General features: G+C 60.5%; 20 protein-coding genes. 5 read left to right on the top strand and 15 right to left on the bottom strand.

From position 1 onward, the window contains the following. Positions 1-8: 8 nt before the first annotated feature. The 3 genes from BS627_RS07980 to BS627_RS07970 form a co-directional block, all read right to left on the bottom strand. The gene (locus BS627_RS07980) at positions 9-653 is read right to left on the bottom strand and encodes an HD domain-containing protein (RefSeq protein ID WP_077982603.1); all 645 of its coding nucleotides are present in this window, start codon (positions 651-653) and stop codon (positions 9-11) included. Then, a complete protein-coding gene (locus tag BS627_RS07975) occupies positions 650-3,421 on the bottom strand; it encodes a DUF2339 domain-containing protein (RefSeq protein ID WP_165691170.1) in 2,772 nt (923 codons plus the stop codon). Before BS627_RS07975 ends, BS627_RS07980 begins: the two co-directional genes overlap by 4 nt. A 256-nt stretch (positions 3,422-3,677) precedes the next feature. After that, entirely contained in the window at positions 3,678-5,237 is a 1,560-nt protein-coding gene (locus BS627_RS07970; RefSeq protein WP_077982986.1) for a VOC family protein, read from the bottom strand. A 288-nt stretch (positions 5,238-5,525) separates the two neighbouring features. On the opposite strand from BS627_RS07970, the gene BS627_RS07965 reads away from it, so the two are divergent. From BS627_RS07965 to BS627_RS07955, 3 genes are all read left to right on the top strand, one after another. After that, the gene (locus BS627_RS07965) at positions 5,526-6,569 is read left to right on the top strand and encodes an ABC transporter substrate-binding protein (protein ID WP_077982602.1); all 1,044 of its coding nucleotides are present in this window, start codon (positions 5,526-5,528) and stop codon (positions 6,567-6,569) included. Positions 6,570-6,776: 207 nt separating this feature from the next. After that, positions 6,777-7,565 carry an ABC transporter ATP-binding protein gene (locus BS627_RS07960; protein ID WP_165691169.1) on the top strand — a complete coding sequence of 263 codons (789 nt, stop codon included), beginning with the start codon at positions 6,777-6,779 and terminating at the stop codon, positions 7,563-7,565. Beyond that, positions 7,562-8,380 carry an ABC transporter permease gene (locus BS627_RS07955; RefSeq protein WP_077982601.1) on the top strand — a complete coding sequence of 273 codons (819 nt, stop codon included), beginning with the start codon at positions 7,562-7,564 and terminating at the stop codon, positions 8,378-8,380. Before BS627_RS07960 ends, BS627_RS07955 begins: the two co-directional genes overlap by 4 nt. Before the next feature lie 52 nt (positions 8,381-8,432). On the opposite strand, the gene BS627_RS07950 is transcribed toward BS627_RS07955, so the two are convergent. From BS627_RS07950 to BS627_RS07910, 9 genes are all read right to left on the bottom strand, one after another. After that, entirely contained in the window at positions 8,433-9,119 is a 687-nt protein-coding gene (locus BS627_RS07950) for a metal-binding protein ZinT (protein ID WP_077982600.1), read from the bottom strand. 166 nt (positions 9,120-9,285) lie between these two features. Continuing rightward, on the bottom strand, positions 9,286-10,107 hold the full coding sequence (locus BS627_RS07945) for a mechanosensitive ion channel family protein (RefSeq protein ID WP_077982599.1): 822 nt from the start codon (positions 10,105-10,107) through the stop codon (positions 9,286-9,288). Positions 10,108-10,185: 78 nt separating this feature from the next. Further along, positions 10,186-10,704 carry a tyrosine phosphatase family protein gene (locus BS627_RS07940; protein WP_077982598.1) on the bottom strand — a complete coding sequence of 173 codons (519 nt, stop codon included), beginning with the start codon at positions 10,702-10,704 and terminating at the stop codon, positions 10,186-10,188. Next, entirely contained in the window at positions 10,701-11,324 is a 624-nt protein-coding gene (locus tag BS627_RS07935; protein ID WP_165691168.1) for a YfbR-like 5'-deoxynucleotidase, read from the bottom strand. Before BS627_RS07935 ends, BS627_RS07940 begins: the two co-directional genes overlap by 4 nt. 2 nt (positions 11,325-11,326) lie before the next feature. Further along, positions 11,327-12,175 (bottom strand): CAF17-like 4Fe-4S cluster assembly/insertion protein YgfZ, encoded by an 849-nt coding sequence (gene ygfZ, locus BS627_RS07930; protein WP_077982983.1) that lies wholly within the window; start codon positions 12,173-12,175, stop codon positions 11,327-11,329. 122 nt (positions 12,176-12,297) lie between these two features. Next, entirely contained in the window at positions 12,298-13,065 is a 768-nt protein-coding gene (locus tag BS627_RS07925) for a hypothetical protein (RefSeq protein ID WP_077982597.1), read from the bottom strand. A gap of 14 nt (positions 13,066-13,079) precedes the next feature. Then, complete coding sequence (locus BS627_RS07920) at positions 13,080-13,337, bottom strand: hypothetical protein (protein WP_003501987.1); 258 nt, start codon at positions 13,335-13,337, stop codon at positions 13,080-13,082. A gap of 105 nt (positions 13,338-13,442) precedes the next feature. Beyond that, entirely contained in the window at positions 13,443-13,880 is a 438-nt protein-coding gene (locus tag BS627_RS07915) for a TIGR02301 family protein (RefSeq protein ID WP_077982596.1), read from the bottom strand. Between the two features lie 98 nt (positions 13,881-13,978). Continuing rightward, positions 13,979-14,395, bottom strand: coding sequence for an NUDIX hydrolase (locus BS627_RS07910; protein WP_077982595.1), 417 nt, complete (start codon positions 14,393-14,395; stop codon positions 13,979-13,981). Between the two features lie 134 nt (positions 14,396-14,529). Here BS627_RS07910 and BS627_RS07905 point away from each other — a divergent pair, with 134 nt between their 5' ends. Together BS627_RS07905 and BS627_RS07900 are read left to right on the top strand one after the other, a co-directional pair. Further along, positions 14,530-14,853: a YnfA family protein gene (locus BS627_RS07905; protein ID WP_077982594.1), complete on the top strand. Its 324-nt coding sequence runs from the start codon at positions 14,530-14,532 to the stop codon at positions 14,851-14,853. Positions 14,854-14,863: 10 nt separating this feature from the next. Next, positions 14,864-15,625 (top strand): SOS response-associated peptidase, encoded by a 762-nt coding sequence (locus BS627_RS07900; protein ID WP_077982593.1) that lies wholly within the window; start codon positions 14,864-14,866, stop codon positions 15,623-15,625. Between the two features lie 210 nt (positions 15,626-15,835). Here BS627_RS07900 and BS627_RS07895 read toward each other — a convergent pair whose 3' ends face one another. The 3 genes from BS627_RS07895 to pssA all read right to left on the bottom strand — a co-directional run bounded on the left by BS627_RS07895 (position 15,836) and on the right by pssA (position 18,693). Further along, entirely contained in the window at positions 15,836-17,128 is a 1,293-nt protein-coding gene (locus BS627_RS07895; protein ID WP_077982592.1) for a GGDEF domain-containing response regulator, read from the bottom strand. A 391-nt stretch (positions 17,129-17,519) separates the two neighbouring features. Further along, positions 17,520-17,651, bottom strand: coding sequence for a hypothetical protein (locus BS627_RS24935; RefSeq protein WP_264673018.1), 132 nt, complete (start codon positions 17,649-17,651; stop codon positions 17,520-17,522). 172 nt (positions 17,652-17,823) lie between these two features. Next, the gene (gene pssA, locus BS627_RS07890) at positions 17,824-18,693 is read right to left on the bottom strand and encodes a CDP-diacylglycerol--serine O-phosphatidyltransferase (RefSeq protein WP_077982591.1); all 870 of its coding nucleotides are present in this window, start codon (positions 18,691-18,693) and stop codon (positions 17,824-17,826) included. Positions 18,694-18,705: the final 12 nt, after the last annotated feature.

Genomic DNA, 18,705 nt, shown 5'->3' with positions numbered 1-18,705 from the left:
GGGTCTCCTCAAATCTCGTCGAGAAACAGGTCCAGCACCTGTTTCAGCCGCTCATGGCGGGCCTTGGCCATCTGCCGGCCTGTCTCGGTGCGAAAGCCGTCGGCCAGCTTGAACAGTTTGGTTTCGAAATGGTCGATGGCAAAGGCGCGGTCGTCAAGCGGCCGTTCTTTCGCCAGCGGGTCAACCGGATCGTAAAGTGCTGAGCCCAGGCGCCCGGCAATATAAAAGCAGCGCGCCGCGCCCACCATGCCGATGGCATCCAGCCGGTCGGCATCCTGAAGGATTCTCGCCTCCAGTGTCTGCGGCTCGATATTGGCGGAAAAGCTGTGGGTGGTAATGGCGTGGGCGGCGGCGTCGATATCCGCCTGTTTCCAGCCGAGCCCCATTAGAATGCCCGCCGCCTTTTCCGCCGCCAGCCGCGAGGCCTGCGCCCGCAAGGGCGAGTTCTTCTCCACCGCCACGCAATCATGCAACAGCACGCTCGCGGCCAGCACGGTGCCATCCCCGCCTTCACCGGCATGGATGCGCATGGCGTTGCGAAAGACGCGGTGAATATGGGCAAGGTCATGCGAGCCGTCGCCCGCATCGGCGGCGTGCGGTATCAGTTCCTGCGCAAGCGCCGCATAGGGCGTGAAAGCCTCAGCCGCGATCATGCCTGCGGCTTCCGGGTCAGGATTTTCTGGTAGAACAGGCCGATACCGATCAGCACCGCGCCGAGCCCGATGAAGGACAGTGCTCTCAGCACACCTTCGAGATTGCTCATGTCGATCAGGAAGGCCTTGGCAACCGAGATCAGCACGAAGGCAGCCGATGCCAGACGCAGGCTGCGGGCATTGAAGCGCGAACCGAGCACAAGCAGCAACACGCCGATCAGCAGCCAGACCACCGAATAGCTGTAGGTCTCACCCTGCATAAAACCCTTCCAGTCTGCGATATTCTCGCCCTGCCAGAAACGGCGCACCGAAAGTGTCGCCCAGGCAAAGCCGAGTGCTGCACCCGCCACCGCCAGCATGCTGACATAGGCTGGCGGACGTTTCCCCCGCGCATAATAGGCAAGGCCGCCATAAGCGAGCGCCGGCAGAAGGTAACCGATCAGCAGGAGGTTGAGGACCGGGATGCGGCCGGTATTCTCGCCGGTGAAATAGGGATTGAGCGTGAAGAAATGCATCGTCAGCACGTTAATGACGGCAATCACGCCGGCAATCATCGAGCCGTAACGGAAGACCGGGCTGGGGCTCTTGAGATCGAGCGTCATCAACACGCCCGAGAAGCCAATGGTCAGCAGCGTGTAGATCGACTGTTCGCCGAGCGTCGGTACGCTGTTGTCAAGCGTGCCGCCATTCATCGCATGGCGGATGAGGATGGCGACGGCGAGAAGCCCCATAACACTGGCAATCGCCTGCAGGAAGTTCTTCGCCCTGACCCCCGGCCAGTCGCGCAGCAGCCAGGCCGAGGCAACGGCCAGCAGTGCGGGAATGCCGTAACCCGGAAGAAGCGCGTTGAAAACAGGCGTGGTGCCGAGGTTCTGCGGCCCGACAATGGTGGGCTCCCAGGCGATGCGGCCGAGAACGGCGACGCTCGCCACGGCCATCACCCAGGGCAGAACCTCCCAGTTGCGATGACGTGTCGCCAGCACATAGACAAAACCAATGACGGAGAGCAGCACGGTTGTCGCAAGCCCCTGCGTCAGCGTGTGCAGGCAGAGCGCGAAGGCGGCGAATGAGCCGAGCACGAGGATGTTCAGCGGCTTGCGATAGGCCTCGTTGTTCTGCCGGTGCAGCCACTCGGCGCCTGCAAGCAACACCAGTCCAAGGCCGAGGCCATAGGCGGCGTGCAGCCAGTCACGGCCGAGATTGCCGTATTCGACGAAGCTTGCGGTGGCGAGCCAGACCGGGAAAAGCGCGGCGATACCGGCCCAGAGCTGGGCAAAATCCGAATCGTCAGCGCCCTTGCGTTTCAGGAAGGAGAAGGCGCAGAGCACGAAGACAGCCCCGAGGCCAAGCGCCATGGCAATTTCCGCTGTGTAGCCGACTGGCACGGACGGAAGGGAAACGGACGTATCGTTGATAAGGCCGATAAAATCGATGCCTCGCCGCGACATCAGCGACACGGCAGCCTGCGCACCGAGCGCTGCGATAATGGCTGGCCAGGCCGCATAATGGCGGGCGGCGCCAAGCGCCGCAAGGGCGGCGATGAGCGCTGAAACGATGATCGCCGGATGAGTATCGACGCCGCCATCGGCAAAGAGGAAGCCGATGGCCGGCAGGATCACGGCCATCGAGACGGTGAGATTGAGGGCGAGCGACGGGCGCAGCAGAAGCCGCATGCCGCGGATGGCGCGCCGCGCGGGAACGGCGGGTTCACCGGTTTCGGCAGGCGGCGTGTCGAATGTCTTGCCGGGCCAGAGGAATATGGTTCCCGCCAGCATGACAAGCAGGGCAAGCGTTGGTGGTTCGGCACTGATCGTTTCGGAAAAGCCGATATAGCCGAGCGCCCAGAGGCCAAGCCCGGCATTGGCGAGAGAGGGAACCACGGTCCAGCCCTGCCTGCGCGCCGCGGCCGCTGTTGCCAGCCAGGCGATAGTCAGGAACGCGAAGAGCGCCCAGATATTCGGCGTTTCGGTGGAGATCAGCGCCGGCGTCAACATCGAACCGAGAAGGCCGAGGCCGGCCAGCGCTTGCCCGTGCAGCAGCGAAAGCCCGATGGTGGCGAAGGCGACGAGCCCAAGCAGGCCAAAAGCCGTTCCGGGGCCGATATAGCCGTAAATGCCATAGGCCGCGTAGACGACGCCGAACAGCGTCAAGGCGCCGGCCGCCGTCAGCACGCCCGGTATCATGGCGTTGGAATAGGTGGCGGCGATGCCCGGCACCGCCTTGCGGCGGATCGCTTCGCCGGCAACGCCGAGAACGAGGCCGAAAATGGCAGCGAGCGACAGCCTGACCGCCGGGCTGAGCAGCCCCGATTCGATCGAATATTTGACGAGGAAAATACCGCCGAGCGCGAGCGCCAGTCCACCGGCCCAGACGGCCCAACGGGCGCCGAGCAGGCTTTCGAAGCTTTCCTTCGTCGCCGGAGCGGATGCCGTATCGCTCGCAGGAGCGGAAGGTGCTTCCTCGCGGACGGCGTCTTCCGCTTGCGCCATGGCGGCGGCTTCCTGGGGTTCGGAGCCGTATTCAGCCTGGAAGGCTGCGTCTTCCGCAGGCGTCCTGCTTTCCTCTTCCGCCTCGAAATCCGGTTTTGCCGTGGATTCCGCGCTCTGCGCCTGTGCCGCCACGGGAGAGGTCACGCCCGCAGCCATCAGCCGCTTGAGACTGAGAACTTCCCGTTCCAGCGACTTGATTCGGCTTGAGTTGCGGATGCTCGCGACCAGCGTGTAGATGAAGGCCGCGACGAGGGCGAGGATAAACAGCGGGATTTCCAAACGGATTCTCCAATTACGAAGCTGTTTTTAAAGCCCTTTTGGTGAATTTATGCAAGGCCCGGTTGATGGATGATATGGGTGGCGAAGGAGCGGGCGTGTGCCACTTGTTTCTTCTCCCCGCCGGGGAGACGTCCGCGGCAGCGGGATGAGGGGGTGAGGGTGGAGATATTCGGTGAGCTTGCCCCCTCATCCGACCCTTCGGGCCACCTTCTCCCCGGCGGGGAGAAGAAATAGGTGGCACGCGCTCGGCCTCGTGTCAGGAAACATCCGCCAGCCAGTGCCGTGCCGCTTCGATATCGGCAAGCCCGAGTTCATGCCCGTCCTCAACCGTTTCCAGCTCGGCACTTGCGCCGCTCGCGGCGAGCCGGCCCTGCAGTTCGTGCGCCTTGTCGAGATATTTGTCGCGTTCTCCCGCCACAAGCAGGAGATTGCGGCCGGAAAGATCGGTCTGCGGCCATGTTTCGAGAACCGGCATCGGGCGATAGAGCAGGGCGTCGCCGGCAAGGTCGGGATAGAGCGCTGCAAAGGCCGCGTAGAAGTTCGCGCCATTGGAATGGCCGATAAACCGCAGTTTCGAACGGTCTAGGCCATAGGACCGTATCGCCCCCTCCACGAAGGCGGCGAAGGCTTCCGCTTCCGAGGCGATATCCTTCTGGTCGAAGCTGAAATCGGGATTGCGACGGAACCAGCGGGCGATCTCTTCCTCCGTGCTGCGGCCGCGCACGCCGAGAAGGGTAGCGCGCGGTGCTGCCCGGTGCGCCAGCGGCATCAGGCTGGTTTCGCTGCCGCCGGAACCGTGCAGCAGGATGATGGTGCTGCCATCCGGCTCCTGCGGCGTGTAGAACCGGTGCACGAAGGGAAGGTCGCGATAGACGATGCGTTCTTCGCCCGGCATCGAAAATTGCGGCAGGGCAACGCGTACATCCGCCTCGTCCTTCATGAAGAGCGGCGGGATGAACAGTTTTTCCCCGAGCGATTCCAGCGGTTCGTCCACCGTCATGCCCGGCCCGTCGGTTGCCATTTCGATCAGCACGCCGCCCGGTTCGCGGACATAAAGCGAGTGGAAATATTTCCGGTCATGGGCGTTGGTGGTGCTGGAATTGAGCGATTTCAGCCCGGTTAGAACCGTGTTCAGCTCATCCATATCCTTCGCGCGGAAGGCGATGTGATCGACGGTGCCGGTGCCCGGCGCGCTGGACCAGAAGCCGGTGGCGTCGCGCACGTCGATAATGTCGCCGCTGTCGGAAACAAGGCGGCGGATTGCGCCTGCCTGGCTTTCCTGCCGGTAACCGAAATGTTTCTCCAGAAACGCCACGGTTTCTTCCGGCACTTCGCTTAGCACCGTCGCGCCATAGATACGGCGAATGGCGTCCGCGGCGGAAATATCGTCCGTCACATGCGGCGTGGCATCGGCAAAGGCGTGGGTGCCGACCAGCTTGACGATCAGGCCGTCAGGATCTTTCAGCCGGATGACCGGGGCACCGAACTCATCGGAGGGGCCTTCCGCCCGGATACCAAATCTCAGCGCCCGCGTCAGCCAGAAGCCGATGGCGGCGGGATCGATGGCCACGGAAATTTCCAGCGTCTGGCCGTACCCGACACGGCCCTGGCCGCCATCTTCCCAGACGAGAAAGGTGAGAAGCGAGCCGGGCGAGGCGATATCGTCGCCATAAAGCAGATGCAGCTGCATGGCGTCTTCGAAACCGGCCGTGCGCTTGGCCAGCCTCAGGCCCAGAAAGCCGGCGTAAAAATCCACATTCGCCTGCACCTTCCGGGTGATCATGGTGATGTGGTGTATACCAAGTGCAGAATTCATCTTGCCGTCCCGCGTTTGCCTGCTGTTCGTGGCCCTATTTGTCGCACGCTGCCCCTGATCCGCAACCTCGGCAAATGAGAACGCTGTGTTCTCTGCGTGAACGATCCCGCTTTCGCTTCGTTGCATGCGCGATGAGCAGATTGCCGGCTTTTTGCCTGTCTTGCGACTGATTGTGCATACAAAATAAGCATACAAAATAACGGCTATTTTGTATGCAATTTTATCTTGCCTTGAGAGTTGGAATTGGGTCTTATGCAACCAATCCAACAAAACCATCAGGGGGAACAGATGATTTTAACGCGCAGGTTGTTGTCCAGAACGCTCGCCATTGCCGCCATCGGTGTAACCGCCGGATTTTCATTGCCGGCGGTAGAGGTGCGGGCCGAAACGCCGGTGAAATTCACACTCGACTGGAAGTTCGAAGGCCCCGCCGCCGGTTTCCTGCTGGCGCTCGACAAGGGTTACTTCAAGGCTGAAGGGCTCGATGTCACCATCGATAGCGGCAACGGCTCGGTGGAGGCGATCCCGCGTGTTGCGACCGGTGCCTATCAGATGGGTTTTGGCGACATCAACTCGGTGATGAAGTTCCTCGACGAGGATCCAAGCCAGAAGATCAAGGCCGTTTATATGGTCTATGAGCGCCCGACATTCGCCGTGGTCGGTCGCAAGTCGCTCGGTGTTACCGGTGATCCGAAGTCGCTGGAAGGCAAGAAGCTCGGCGCACCGCCGCCGGATGGTGCTTTTGCGCAATGGCCGGCTTTCAAGCAGGTCGCAGGTCTCGATGACAGCAAGATCAAGATCGAATCGATCGGTTTCCCGGTGCGTGAACCTATGCTCGCCAAGGGCGACGTCGATGCCGTTTTCGGCTTTGCCTTTTCGGTGATCCTCAATCTCAAGAAACAGGGCATAGCCGATGACGATATCTCGACCATCCTGATGGCCGAGCATGGCTTGAATCTCTATGGCAATGCGGTGCTGGTAAACACTGATTTCGCTGAGGAAAACCCTGAAGCGGTGAAGGGTTTCCTGAAAGCGCTGGCCAAGGGTTTCGCTGATTCCGTCAAGAACCCGGAAGAGGGCGTGGCGGCCGTCCTCAAGCGCAACGAGACGCTGGACAGCGCCATCGAGCTGGAGCGCCTGAACATGGCCAACAGCATGAACATCAAGACGCCCTATGTGGTGGAAAACGGTATGGGCGGGGTCGATCCGGCCCGGCTTGCCGCTTCACTGGAAACGCTCAAGGTGTCCATGGGCCTGAAGGGCAACGTCAAGGCGGAGCAGGTGTTCGACGCGACCTACCTGCCGGCCAAGGCAGAACGCATGCTTCCCTGATGGGTGAAATGAGCGGGTGCGGCCCGATTCTTCTCTCCGCCGGGGAGAAGTCCGCGGCAGCGGGATGAGGGGGCAAGCTCTCCGTATATCTCTACGCTTGCCCCCTCATCCGACCCTTCGGGCCACCTTCTCCCCCTCGGGGAGAAGAAACAAGCGGCAACGCTGCGGGGTTCAAAAGCCCGATCAGCAACTGAAAACGGAACTGCGATGTCACGTCTCGTGGAAATAGATAATGTCGACATGCGTTACGGCGGTTCCGCCGGAACGCTGGCCGTATCCGGTTTGAACCTGACGGTCGACAAGGGGGAATTCGCGGCTGTCGTCGGCCCGTCCGGCTGCGGCAAGTCCACGCTGATGAAGCTGGTGACGGGGCTGCATATTCCGCAAAGGGGCAATGTCATCGTTGCCGGGCGGCAGGTCACGGAGCCGGTCTCCATCGTCGGCATGGCGTTTCAGAATCCGACGATGCTGCCCTGGCGCACGACGCTTGAGAACATCCTGCTGCCGCTGGAGATCGTCGAGAAACACCGTCGTCGCCTGCGCGCCCACAAGGCGGAATATGTCGCGAAAGCCGAGCGTCTTCTGGAGATCGTCGGTCTGAAGGGCTTTGGCTCCAAATATCCGTGGCAGCTTTCCGGCGGCATGCAGCAGCGCGCCAATCTCTGCCGGGCGCTGATCCATGAGCCGGAACTGCTGATGCTCGACGAGCCATTCGGCGCGCTCGACGCCTTCACCCGCGAGGAGTTGTGGTGCGTCATTCGCGATCTGCACGCCGCGCAGCGCGTCACCATCATCCTCGTGACCCATGATCTGCGCGAGGCGACATTTCTGGCCGACAAGATTTTTGTGATGAGTGCAAGGCCGGGCCGGTTGCTGGCGGAACATCGCGTGCCTTTCGCCCGCCCGCGCCAGCTCGATATCATGTATGACAAAGGTTTCAACGACATGGTGCAGGCACTGCATGGCGAAATCGCGCAGGCGAGGGTGGCGGCATGAGCGCGATCATGGAAACCACCGTCACGACTGAGCCGCGCAAACCGCTGATTGCCTGCGTCAACTGGGTGAAAGCCGCCCCATGGCTTTATACGCTGGCGCTTTTCGTATTGTGGGAACTGCTTGTCTACGCGCTGAAAATGCCGCCCACCATCCTGCCGTCGCCGGTCAGGGTCGGGCAGGCCATCGTGCAATATTGGTCGCCGATCTGGAAGAATTCGCTGCAAACGCTGTATACCACGACGCTGGGCTTCGCCATTGCTGTGGCCGCCGGTCTCGCTATCGGCCTGTTCATCGGCTGGTCGAAAACCATCTATGCCGGGCTTTATCCGCTGATGATCGGCTTCAACGCCATTCCGAAGGTGGCGCTGGTGCCTATCCTCGTTATCTGGTTCGGCATCGGCACGGTCCCCGCCGTTCTGACCGCTTTCCTGATTTCCTTCTTTCCCATCGTCGTCAATGTCGCCACCGGCCTTGCCACCATCGAGCCGGAAACCGAAGATGTGCTACGGGCGCTCGGCGCCAAGAAGATGGACATCATGCTGAAGGTCGGTATTCCGCGGTCCATGCCTTATTTCTTCGGCTCGCTCAAAATCGCCATCACGCTCGCCTTCGTCGGCTCGGTCGTGTCGGAGACCGTCGCTTCTAATTACGGCCTCGGCAACATGATGAGTTCGGCGCAGAGTCAGTTCAACGTGCCTCTGGTCTTTGCTGGCCTGCTGATGCTCGCGGTGGAAGGCATCGCCATGTATGCGATCATGGCGTGGCTTGAAAAGCGCATGACCGGCTGGGCGCATCGCTCCACCATGGGGCAATAAGGAATGCAGCACGGGCATGAAGAATATGCCCGTGCCGGAATGTCATGCGAAGTTAATGCGCCGCCATTTCTTCCACGATATCGCCGCCGTCCATCAGGAACGGGTAGTAGGTCGGCCAATTGGTCACTTCGTCCAGCAGCGCCTTGCGGTCGTTGCCCCAATAGAGATGGTAATGGCCGGCTTTGACCGGAGCAATGGAATGGTCGCTGAACTGGATGAATTGCGGCGCGGCCTCGTCGCCGGCGGTTTTCTTGAAGATATAGCGTACGCCGCGATTGCCCTTCTTGTAGGTCAGGATTTCATGGCCGTCGCTGACATAGGTGCCTTCAGCGGGCTTGCCGTCCTTGTAGAATGCCACGCTGTCGGCCTTGATGACGATGCGGTTCACATCGGTCTTGTAGCCGATCTCGTAATAGGCGCGGTACTCCGCCGCGGTCTTGTCGCCATGCGCCGCCTTTTCGGCCATGACGGAATCGAGCGAGCCGTTCAGCAGATAGGGGTAGACCGATTGCCAGTTGCCTTCCCAGTCGGAAAGCGCGCGCGGTTTCACCTGGGCATCTTCGAAGTAGCCCTTGTAAATCTGCTTTTCCGCCTCGGTCATCTGGTGGCCATGATCGTGCCCATGGTCGTGGCTGTGGGCAGCGGATTTGTCGCCGCCGGCGGCCATCGCCGCGGTCGTCGCCAGCAGCATGGAACCAAGTGCGACGGCGCCGGTGACGCGGGTGAGTATCTTCTGCATTTGTTTCGGCCCTCTTATCTTCATAATGGCAAGTTACGTAATAACATTACATCATGATCCATAAAGGCCGCGTTCGAGGGATGCAAGTGGCGTCCCGGCTCGGTGCAACGAAAAAGCGCGATGGCTTTGCAGCCGTCGCGCTTGAAAGAGGGTAAGGTGCAACGCCTCAGGCGGGTTGCGCGCTTATGTCCGCCTTGCGCTCGTCAAAGGCGAGTTTCATGGCCTTCGTCACGTCGCGGGTCGTTGTAAAGTAACTGTCGCTGCGCACCCAGTAGCGTAATTTCACCGTGGCGCTGTCCGCACTGACTGAATCCACAAAGGTCACGGGGGCTGGATCCAGCAGCACGCGGCTTTCGGATCGCGCCACCCGCATCAGCATATCCTGTGCGGCGGCGAGGTCCTCGTCGTTCTTGACCGTCAGGCTCACTTCATGACGGCGCGACGGAAAGCGGCTGTAATTGGTGATCGGCACGTTCCACAGGGTCGAGTTGGGTGCAAGGCGATAAAGCCCGTCGCTCGTCTTGAGCTCGGTGGCGAACAGCCCGATCTCGATGATGGTTCCCTTGACGGTGGTCGTCTCGATATATTCGCCGACGCGGAAGGGACGCAGCACCACGAGCATGATGCCCGCGGCGATGTTCTGCAACGTGCCCTGCAACGCAAGGCCGATGGCAAGGCCGGCGGCGCCGAGAACTGCAAGAATGGACGCTGTTTGTACACCGAACTGGCTAAGCACCATGACCAGAACCAGAATTAGCACGACATAGCGGACCGCCCCGGCAAAAAAACCGGCTAGCGTCGCATCGAAGCCGCGAACGCGCGACAGGCCCTGAAATGCCCAGCGTTGCAGGAATGTTGCGGCCAACCAGCCGATGATCAGAAGAAGAAGCGCGCCAATGACCGAAAAGGAATATTGCACTGCCAGGGCGCTGGCCTGCCGAACGGCTGCCTGCGATGCGACGAAGATATCCGCTGCCTGCTGTTCCATGAATTGTCCCGTAATCTTTATTGCTGTTCAGCGTTGGTAACGAACGGGCGCCTTGGCGGTTCCGCCAAAATTCGGGCTTCAGCCGCCAAGCGGCAGCACGAAAGGCACGTTGCCGTCGGTATCCGCACCCCTGCCGATCGCCTTTATCGCGCTGACAAGTCGCCCGTCGCGCCTCAGAAGCCGGTCGCCAATGGCGATGATACGGGCATTCGGCGTGGCGTAAGGGGAAACCGCCCGCAATCGCCCGGCGAGTTCGTTCTCATCCTGGTCCGGATAAAGGCTGAGGGCTGCGATGACGGCGGCGGCGGGTGAGCGCGAAACACCCATCCAGCAATGGATGAGCAGCGGCGCGGACTGGTCCCATTGCCGGGCAAAATCGATTAGCTTCAGCACATGCGCATCGTCCGGCGCGATGAGATCGGCGGTGCCCTTGAATGCAATGTCGTTCATGGCAAGCGTCAGGTGCCGGTCTGCGGCAATGACGGCAGGGCGGTGAAAGGACTGCTCTTTGGCGATCAGCGTCACCATTTCGCGGGCCTTGTGCTTCACGGCCATCTCCGCGATCCGCGACAGCGGCGATACGACAATGGCGGTCATGTCGCACTTCCCGTCTTGACCATACGCAGTTCTTCAATCGCCTCAAAACGCTCAATGAAAAGCTTTTGCGCTTCAGTCGAGGGCAGGGGCGTCATGTCGAACATATCGCGGGTGATGCCGCGGGGCAGGCCGAAGAACTTCTGCGCCTCGGCGGTGGAAAAACCGGCAAGTTCCGTCGCTTCGAAAAAGGCGGCGACCGTATCGGCCCTCTTGATGCGGTCCTTCAATTCGCGCGATGCATGCGGCGGCAGGCCGAAACGCAGATGCACCGCGGCTTCCAGGCGTTTTTCCACGGTCTTGTAACCACCGCCGACCACCGATTTGAACGGCGAGATCATGTCGCCGATGACATATTCCGGCGCATCGTGCAGAAGCGCCATCTGCATCTCGTCAGGCGTGGCACCGGTGCACATGCGGCAGAAGATGGTCTCGACGATGAGGCAATGCTGGGCCACGGAAAAGGCATGGTCGCCGCGCGTCTGGCCGTTCCAGCGGGCTACGCGGGCAAGGCCATGGGCAATATCGACGATTTCCACATCGAGCGGCGAAGGGTCGAGCAGATCGAGCCGCCGACCGGACAGCATGCGCTGCCAGGCGCGCAGGCTTTTTGCGGGCGTCACTCTCAGTCCTCCGCGCGCGCTGCCGGATCGGCCGTCGGCAAGGAAAGGCCGCTCCACGCCGGCAGGGCCACCGTCACGGGAACATTCCCGGCAAGAAGCGGCGTACCCGAAGCAAGCGCATCGGCAATACGGTCGATCCGCACAATGGCGAGCGCCCTGTTACCGGAAACGGTTCCGAGCACGCCGACCGGCTTTCCATCGGCAGTAATCTCCGTTCCGCTGGCGGAAAGCGCGACTTCGGCCGAAACGCTGACGACGCGGCGTCTTGCCGTGCCGCGATGTTTCATGCGCGAGACGACTTCCTGACCGACAAAACAACCCTTATTGAAGGAAACGCCGTCATTCACATCCATTAGCACATCGTGCGGAAAAGCATCCTGAAGCGCATAATCCCGACCCGATTCGGCAATGCCCTGCTCGATACGGAGCGCATCATAGGCAGCGATGTCGCCGGATGCGGAGGCGCCCGGTATACGGTAGAGATCGATGCCGGCTTTGGCGAAACGGCCATCCCGGATGCCTGCCGCCGGCGCAGTCTCGTTCCAGAAAACGCTCACGCCTTCCACCGTCTCGGCTTTGAGGTCGACCGGTGCACGCAGCTTGTACATGGTCAGGCGGCGCAACAGCGCGTCCAGTTCGGCCGCACCCGTCTCGATCAGATAGTCCCCGCCATCGCGCCAGATCAGAAAATCGAACAGAATCTTGCCCTGCGGCGTCAGAAGGGCTGCGGCCCTTGCTTCGCCTTGCGGCAGGTTTTCAACATCTGCGGTGATGAGGTTGTTCAAAAATTCCTCGGCGCCGGTACCGGAAACCCGGATCAGACGGCGGTCGGCAAGAAAGGCGGAAGGCATGGCGTCACCGTTCGGTTCGTCGAGACTATGCGGATAGCAGGCAAGATGCAGATGCATTTGCCGGAATGCTCATTCCGCACAGTTAGGATTTTTGCAAAAGAACGGCAAGCGCTGCGGTGCGATCAATCGCCGGCGGTGAAGAACTTCCACTTGCCGTCAGGCGAAATGCCGACGCGATAAAAGCTGTAATTGCCAAATTCCTGCATGTCAGCCAGATCGCCCGCCGTAATGATTCGCAGAAGCTCCACCTTTTCCGGCGCAGTCAGCGTATTCAGCGGTTTTCCGGAAAAATAGGGGAAAACATAGGCTTCGTCAGGCGTGCCGGCGTCCACATGGGCATAACCGGTCGACAGCAGGTCGATGATGATCGCCAGCACTTCCAGCCCGTCAGGATCGCCGGAATAAGTTTTCAGCGCCGCAATCGGGTCTTCGCCGTCATTGCCGTCGATGCGGAATTCGTTCTGGCCGGCGGCGATGAAGGGGCGCAGCTTTTCGATATCGCCGGAGGCGGCGGCATCGATGATCTGCTGGCGCAGCTTGCGCACGGGTTCCGGCGCCTTGGAAATGTCGTGCTCGATCACGACAGACATTTCAGGCGTGTTGTCGGACGTGGAGGATTGCTGGTTGGCCTGATTGGCGGAACGGTCCACCAGCGGGTCGGGCAGGGGAATGCCTTCCGAATCGCCTTCGATTTCGTCCGGCTCCGCGGGCTGGGCCTGCTGCGGTTCACCGCCATTCTCAGCCTTCGGCTCGCTTTCGGTGTTCTGCGCCGGCTTCAGCTCGGAAAGGGCAAAGGCGCTGCCTGGCATGCCAATCGGGCTGGCGGCGAGCGCAAGCAGGATGGACAGCAGGGCGGAAGAGCGCAAAAGCCCCTTGCTCAGGCAAGACATGATAGACCCCGGCTTTACTGTATTACCCGCTGCGGCGAAAATTCGCCCTGAAGCATGCGCTGGCGCAGCGATTCCAGCATTGCTTCAGCGCCGGCCTCGCCATGGATACGGATGGTTTCGCGCATGGCCAGAGCGATCGCGGCATCGGCGATGATCTCCGGCTCGATGCCGTCGGCCATGCCGTCAGCCCATGCCTCGTTCTGGTGTTCCAGAGCGACCTGCATTTTTTCATGCACGATCATATCGTCGATTTCGTTACGGCTTGTCTGCATTTTTCATCCTCGACAGGGCGGGCAAGTCCTTACCACCCTGTTAACAACACTAGCAGCCATTTATCAAAACGGCACGGCCTGCGGCGAAAAGAGGTTAATAATCCTCTAATTTCCGAACCGGGACGCGATTTCCTGCGCGAGTGTTGCCCCTTCGTTACGGTAGTTCTCTTCTGCCATGATGGCGGCGCGTGTGCAACTGGTGTGGATAGCCGCAAAGGAGCGGTATCCACGGTTGAATGCGGCCGTCATGCGCTGGCGGCGTTCGGGTTCGTTGGCCGTATCAGCGGCCAGAAGGTCGCTCATCGATTTGCGCCAGTCCTCCGGTCCGGAGGAGGGGCACAACGTTCTCAGATATTGCACCGCGCCCAATATTTCCGAAAGCCGCGCCAGCTTGTCGTCGTAAGGAGCGGGTTTGGGCGGTGTCGCTTCCGCAGGACGCGCCGTAGAAACGGATTTTGAAGGCTGCGCATAAGCGATGCCCTCTTGCCCTGATACGGCAAGCATTGTCACAAAAAGAGACAGGAAGATGGTTGGTCGTATCAAAATTCTATTCTGCCCCACACATACGCGTGAACTGTTGGCTCGTGACCATCCGGCGGGCGGATCGATCCTAGATAATAGCGATTCTGGCTGGCTGGCAATCATGCAAGCAGGCGTTCGGCGCATTCGACGACGCTTTCGGGCGCGGGCAGCAGGCGAATTTCCGCCAATGTGTACCAGCCCGCATCCGCCGCATCGTCGCCGACAGTCACGAGGGGGTCGGCATCGGTTTCCACGGTGAAAACCGACAGGAAATAATGGCTCGTCAGCAGGCCTGCCGCATCTCGCGAGGGAAGATCGTATGTCGCGAAAAGCTGCGGCCGGCGAGCGACGATGCCGGTTTCTTCCTGCAATTCGCGCAGTGCAGTCTCGGCCGGGGTTTCGCCGTCTTCGCCGCGACCGCCCGGAAAGGCGAACATGTCCTTGGAGGGTGGGTTGATGCGGCGCACGAGAAGCAGCCGGTCTCCATTCCTGACGATGGCGGAGGAGGCGGCACGGGGCTTGATACGAAGGGTCATGAAGGGTTTTCGCTTGTTTCGGCCGTTTCCGGCCTGTCTATCGTGGTATCGTGGCTCGGAAAAATCGATTCCGGTTTCCGCGCCGATGGTTATAGTCCGGAACGGACGCGATTGTGCATGCTAAAGACGGTGGAATGAAGGTCTATCTTATCTACGTTCTGGCGGCTCTTGCCGAAATCGCCGGCTGTTTTTCCTTCTGGGCCTGGCTGAAACTCGGTAAGACCGGTTGGATATTGTTGCCCGGCATGGTGGCGCTGGCGGCTTTTGCCTGGCTTCTGACGCTGGTGCCGACAGAGGCGGCGGGCAGGGCCTATGCCGCCTATGGCGGGATCTATATTGCTGCCTCGCTTTTCTGGCTCTGGGGCGTGGAAGGGCAAACGCCGGACAGGTGGGATATCGCCGGCGGCATCGTCTGCCTTGCCGGCACCGCCATCATCCTGTTCGGACCAAGGGCATAAGGAGAAGGCGATGTGCGGACGTTTCGTGCTGAAGGCGACGCCTGAAGAGATCGCCGATTATCTCGATCTGATCGGCCTTGAGGACTTTCCCGCCCGTTTCAACATCGCGCCGACCCAACCCATTCTGGTCGTCATGGAAGGCGAGCGGCAGGGGCGCGGCAGCAACCTGCCCAATCGCCGCGCCCTGCTGGTGCGCTGGGGTTTCATGCCGGGCTGGGTGAAGGATCCGAAGGATTTTCCGCTGCTCATCAATGCCCGTTCCGAAACCGCAATCGGAAAGGCCTCCTTCCGCGCCGCCATGCGCCATCGCCGCGTGCTCGTCCCGGCAACGGGTTTTTACGAATGGCGGCGCCCGCCAAAGGAGGAGGGCGGCAAACCGCAACCCTATTTCATCCGCCCGAAAAACGGCGGCATCGTCGCTTTCGCCGGCCTCGTGGAAACCTGGTCGTCCGCCGATGGTTCGGAAGTCGATACCGGCGCAATCCTCACCACGGCCGCCAATGCCGCGATTGGCCGTATTCACGACCGTATGCCCGTGGTCATTGCGCCGGAAGATTTCAGCCGCTGGCTCGACTGCAAGACCCAGGAGCCACGCGAGGTCGCCGATCTGATGCGGCCCGTTCAGGATGATTTTTTCGAGATGATTCCCGTTTCGGATAAGGTCAACAAGGTCGCTAATGTCGGCGCCGACCTCATCGAACCGGTGCCGGAAAGCGCGCCGCTGGCAAAGATCAAACCGCCGAAGGACGAGGGGCAGATGTCGTTGTTTTGAGGTGTTTCGCGAGGCCAATGACGAGGGCTGAGCGAGCCGCCTCTTTTTTCTCCCTGCCGGGGAGAAGATGGCCCGAAGGGTCAGATGAGGGGGCTACGGTAGAGATATGCGGAGAGCTTGCCCCCCTCATCCCGCTGCCGCGGACTTCTCCCCGGCGGGGAGAAGAAACAAGTGGCACTTGCTCGGTCCCATAGAAGACTTCAGAGACAATCAGCCGTTCAGCCCGATCTTTTGCAGGCCTTCCTGGATCATGATGTCGGAATAGACGCGGTTGCGGCCATTCGCCTTGGCGAGATAGAGCAACTGATCCGCCGCATTCAGCTGGTTGTCGAAGGGCTCGCCCTTTTCGATCTCCACGACGCCGAGCGAAATGGTCAGCGCCAGGCTGCTGCCGCTCAGCTGGCGGCCGTTCCTTTCCACCCGTTCGCGCAGTTCCTCGCAGAAGGCATAGGCAGCCCGGGCATCCAGTCCGCGCAGGAACACGGCAAATTCCTCGCCGCCGAGGCGGGCGGGAATATGGCGTTGCTCGTCGCACATGTCATGCAGCAGTTCGGCCAGCTTTTTCAGCGCCCTGTCGCCGGCATCGTGCCCCAGCGTGTCGTTGATCTTCTTGAAATGATCGATGTCGAGAATGGCGACGGCGCCGCTCTCGTCATTGCCATTGATGACATCCATCAGCGCCCGCGTGCGCTCGAAGAAGGAGCGACGATTGGGCAGGCCGGTGAGGTGGTCCCGCTCTGCCAGTTCGCGCAGGCGTTTGAGCTGTTTCAAAGTCTCGATATTGTTGTCGATGCGGCATTGCAATTCTTCCGGCACGAAGGGGCGGTAGACGAAATCCGACGCGCCGGCCTTGAGAAAACTTGCCGAAAGGAGACGATCCGTTGAAGAGGAGATGCCGATGACCCGCAAATCTTCGGAGGACCGGCTGTCGCGGATACGGCGTGTGAGCTCGTAGCCGTCCATGTCGGGCATATGATAATCGGTGATGACAAGCTGGATCGTCGGGTCTTGCGACAGTATCTCCAGCGCCTGCTTGCCCGAATGGGCCTCGCTGACCCTGAAATTCTGCCGCTCCAGAATTTCCACCAGGCCGGAACGGGCTGTTCGCACATCATCGACGACCAGAACGGAGAAGAGCTTGTTGCTCAAAATCCGCTGGACCGTTCTGACGACCGCATCGACGGTTCGATGGCCGTCCTTGACGATATAGTCGATGATCTTCTTTTCGGCGTAGCGCTTGCGCGCCTCGTCATCCACCGTGGCGGTGAAAACGATGGCTGGCACCTTGCGCTCGGATAAAAGTGCGAGAATCTCGCCCTTCGGCGCATCGGGCAGGTTGAGGCCCGTCAGCGCCAGCGTGAAATCATGGGCCTGCATAAGGGTATCGGCCGCGGCCATGCTGTCGCAATGGACGACTTCGGCTTCCGTTTCTTCCGAAAGCCGCGTCTTCAGCAGCATGGAAAGAGCAACGGAATCTTCAATCAGAAGGATTTTATCCTGCATGGCCGTCCCAAGCCCCCCTGGCCTGTCTTCACAATCTTCCCTCAACGCCGAACATCCGCCATCCGCGTGTCTGCGGATTCGAGAGCCGGCTTATGCATTGTTGTGGAAAAAAATGCGGAATAGAAAAGTTCTTTTGTATTCACTAATCTATACGTCGGTGTTCGTATAGCCTTCTTGTGGAAGGCGAGCCTTTTACTACACTTTCGTTGCAGCTTCGTTACAGAAGGCTGCCGATTGCGTGAATGACTGAAGCTTTGCAGTATCGCGGCGGTGCCTGAAACAAAAAAACGGCGCCCGAAAAAGGCGCCGCGTGATTGTCGATTTTCCGTCGGCAACGTTCCGTTTTCTGGAAGATTCGCAAAATCCAAAAAAATCAAAAAAGCTAATATTTTCAGGCGGTTTTGGCGGCGGGCTTGCGCTTCAGCATCAGGGTTGCGGCCGCTACGGCCTTCAGTCCGAGCGGGCGGTAGTGGCTGTTGAGGTCGGGCTTCGCCGGCGGCTGCGCCTTCGTCTCGTTCGTCATTTCTCTCTCTCCACAATTCACGTCAATCGCCGTTGCGATGCGTGTGAGCCACTTCTTTCGCGGCTAATCTTGACGGATTCGAGGCGAAGAAAAACGAAGCCGGCTTTCCAGACTGCGACATTTTGCGTCACATCCTGCGCCGGCTTGTGTGAGAAAAAATAAACCTGTGGTTTTAAATGCCGCGATCGAGGCCGTTGCCGCCATTGGCGTCGTCATGTGCGTCTTCCTCGATGGTCAGCGTGCCGTAGCGGCGGTGCCAGAGGCGGGCGCTGATGGGAATGAAGACAAGATAGGCGGCAACCGTCAGAACCAGCACTTCCCAGGTGAAGCTCATCAGCATTGCGACATAGAGCACGACGACGAGGATCATCGGCAGGACCAGATCGCGACGGATGCGGCTGGTGCCGGATTTTCCCGACCAGACCGGCAGGCGGCTGATGAGGAGATAACCGATCAGCACGGTATAGGCGGCGGCCACATAGGCGAAGGGCTTGTCCGGCTCGACGCCGAGGAAGCCGAGATAGACAGGCAGCAGCACCAGCATGGCGCCCATCGGGGCGGGGACGCCCACGAAGAACTCATTCTGCCACGGCGCCTTGACCGGCCGCTCGATCATGACGTTGAAACGCGCCAGACGCAGGCCGGCGGCGATGACATAGATGAGGGCGGCGATCCAGCCGATGGAGCGCGCCTGGTCGAGAAGGTAGGCATAGACCACGAGGGCAGGGGCGACACCGAAATTGACGATATCGGCCAGCGAATCCATCTGCTCGCCGAATTTGGACGTCGCTTTCATCATGCGGGCGATGCGCCCGTCTATGCCGTCAAGGAAGGCGGCAAGCAGCACCATGCCGACGGCCAGCTCGAAGCGGCCCTCTATGGCGAGACGCACGCCGCTCAGGCCCGCACAGATGGCCAGAACGGTGATGAGATTGGGAACGACGAGGCGAAAGGGAATTTCCCTCAGCCGTGGTCCACGGCCGCTGTCGCTGCGGCTTTCGGGTTTGCCGTTCTGTTGCGGTTCGGCGATCGGCGTTTCCATGCGCATGCCCTT

It is taken from the genome of Agrobacterium salinitolerans (assembly GCF_002008225.1).
GTDB classification, from domain to species: Bacteria; Pseudomonadota; Alphaproteobacteria; order Rhizobiales; family Rhizobiaceae; genus Agrobacterium; species Agrobacterium salinitolerans.
This window is presented reverse-complemented; position numbering and strand designations above follow the sequence as displayed.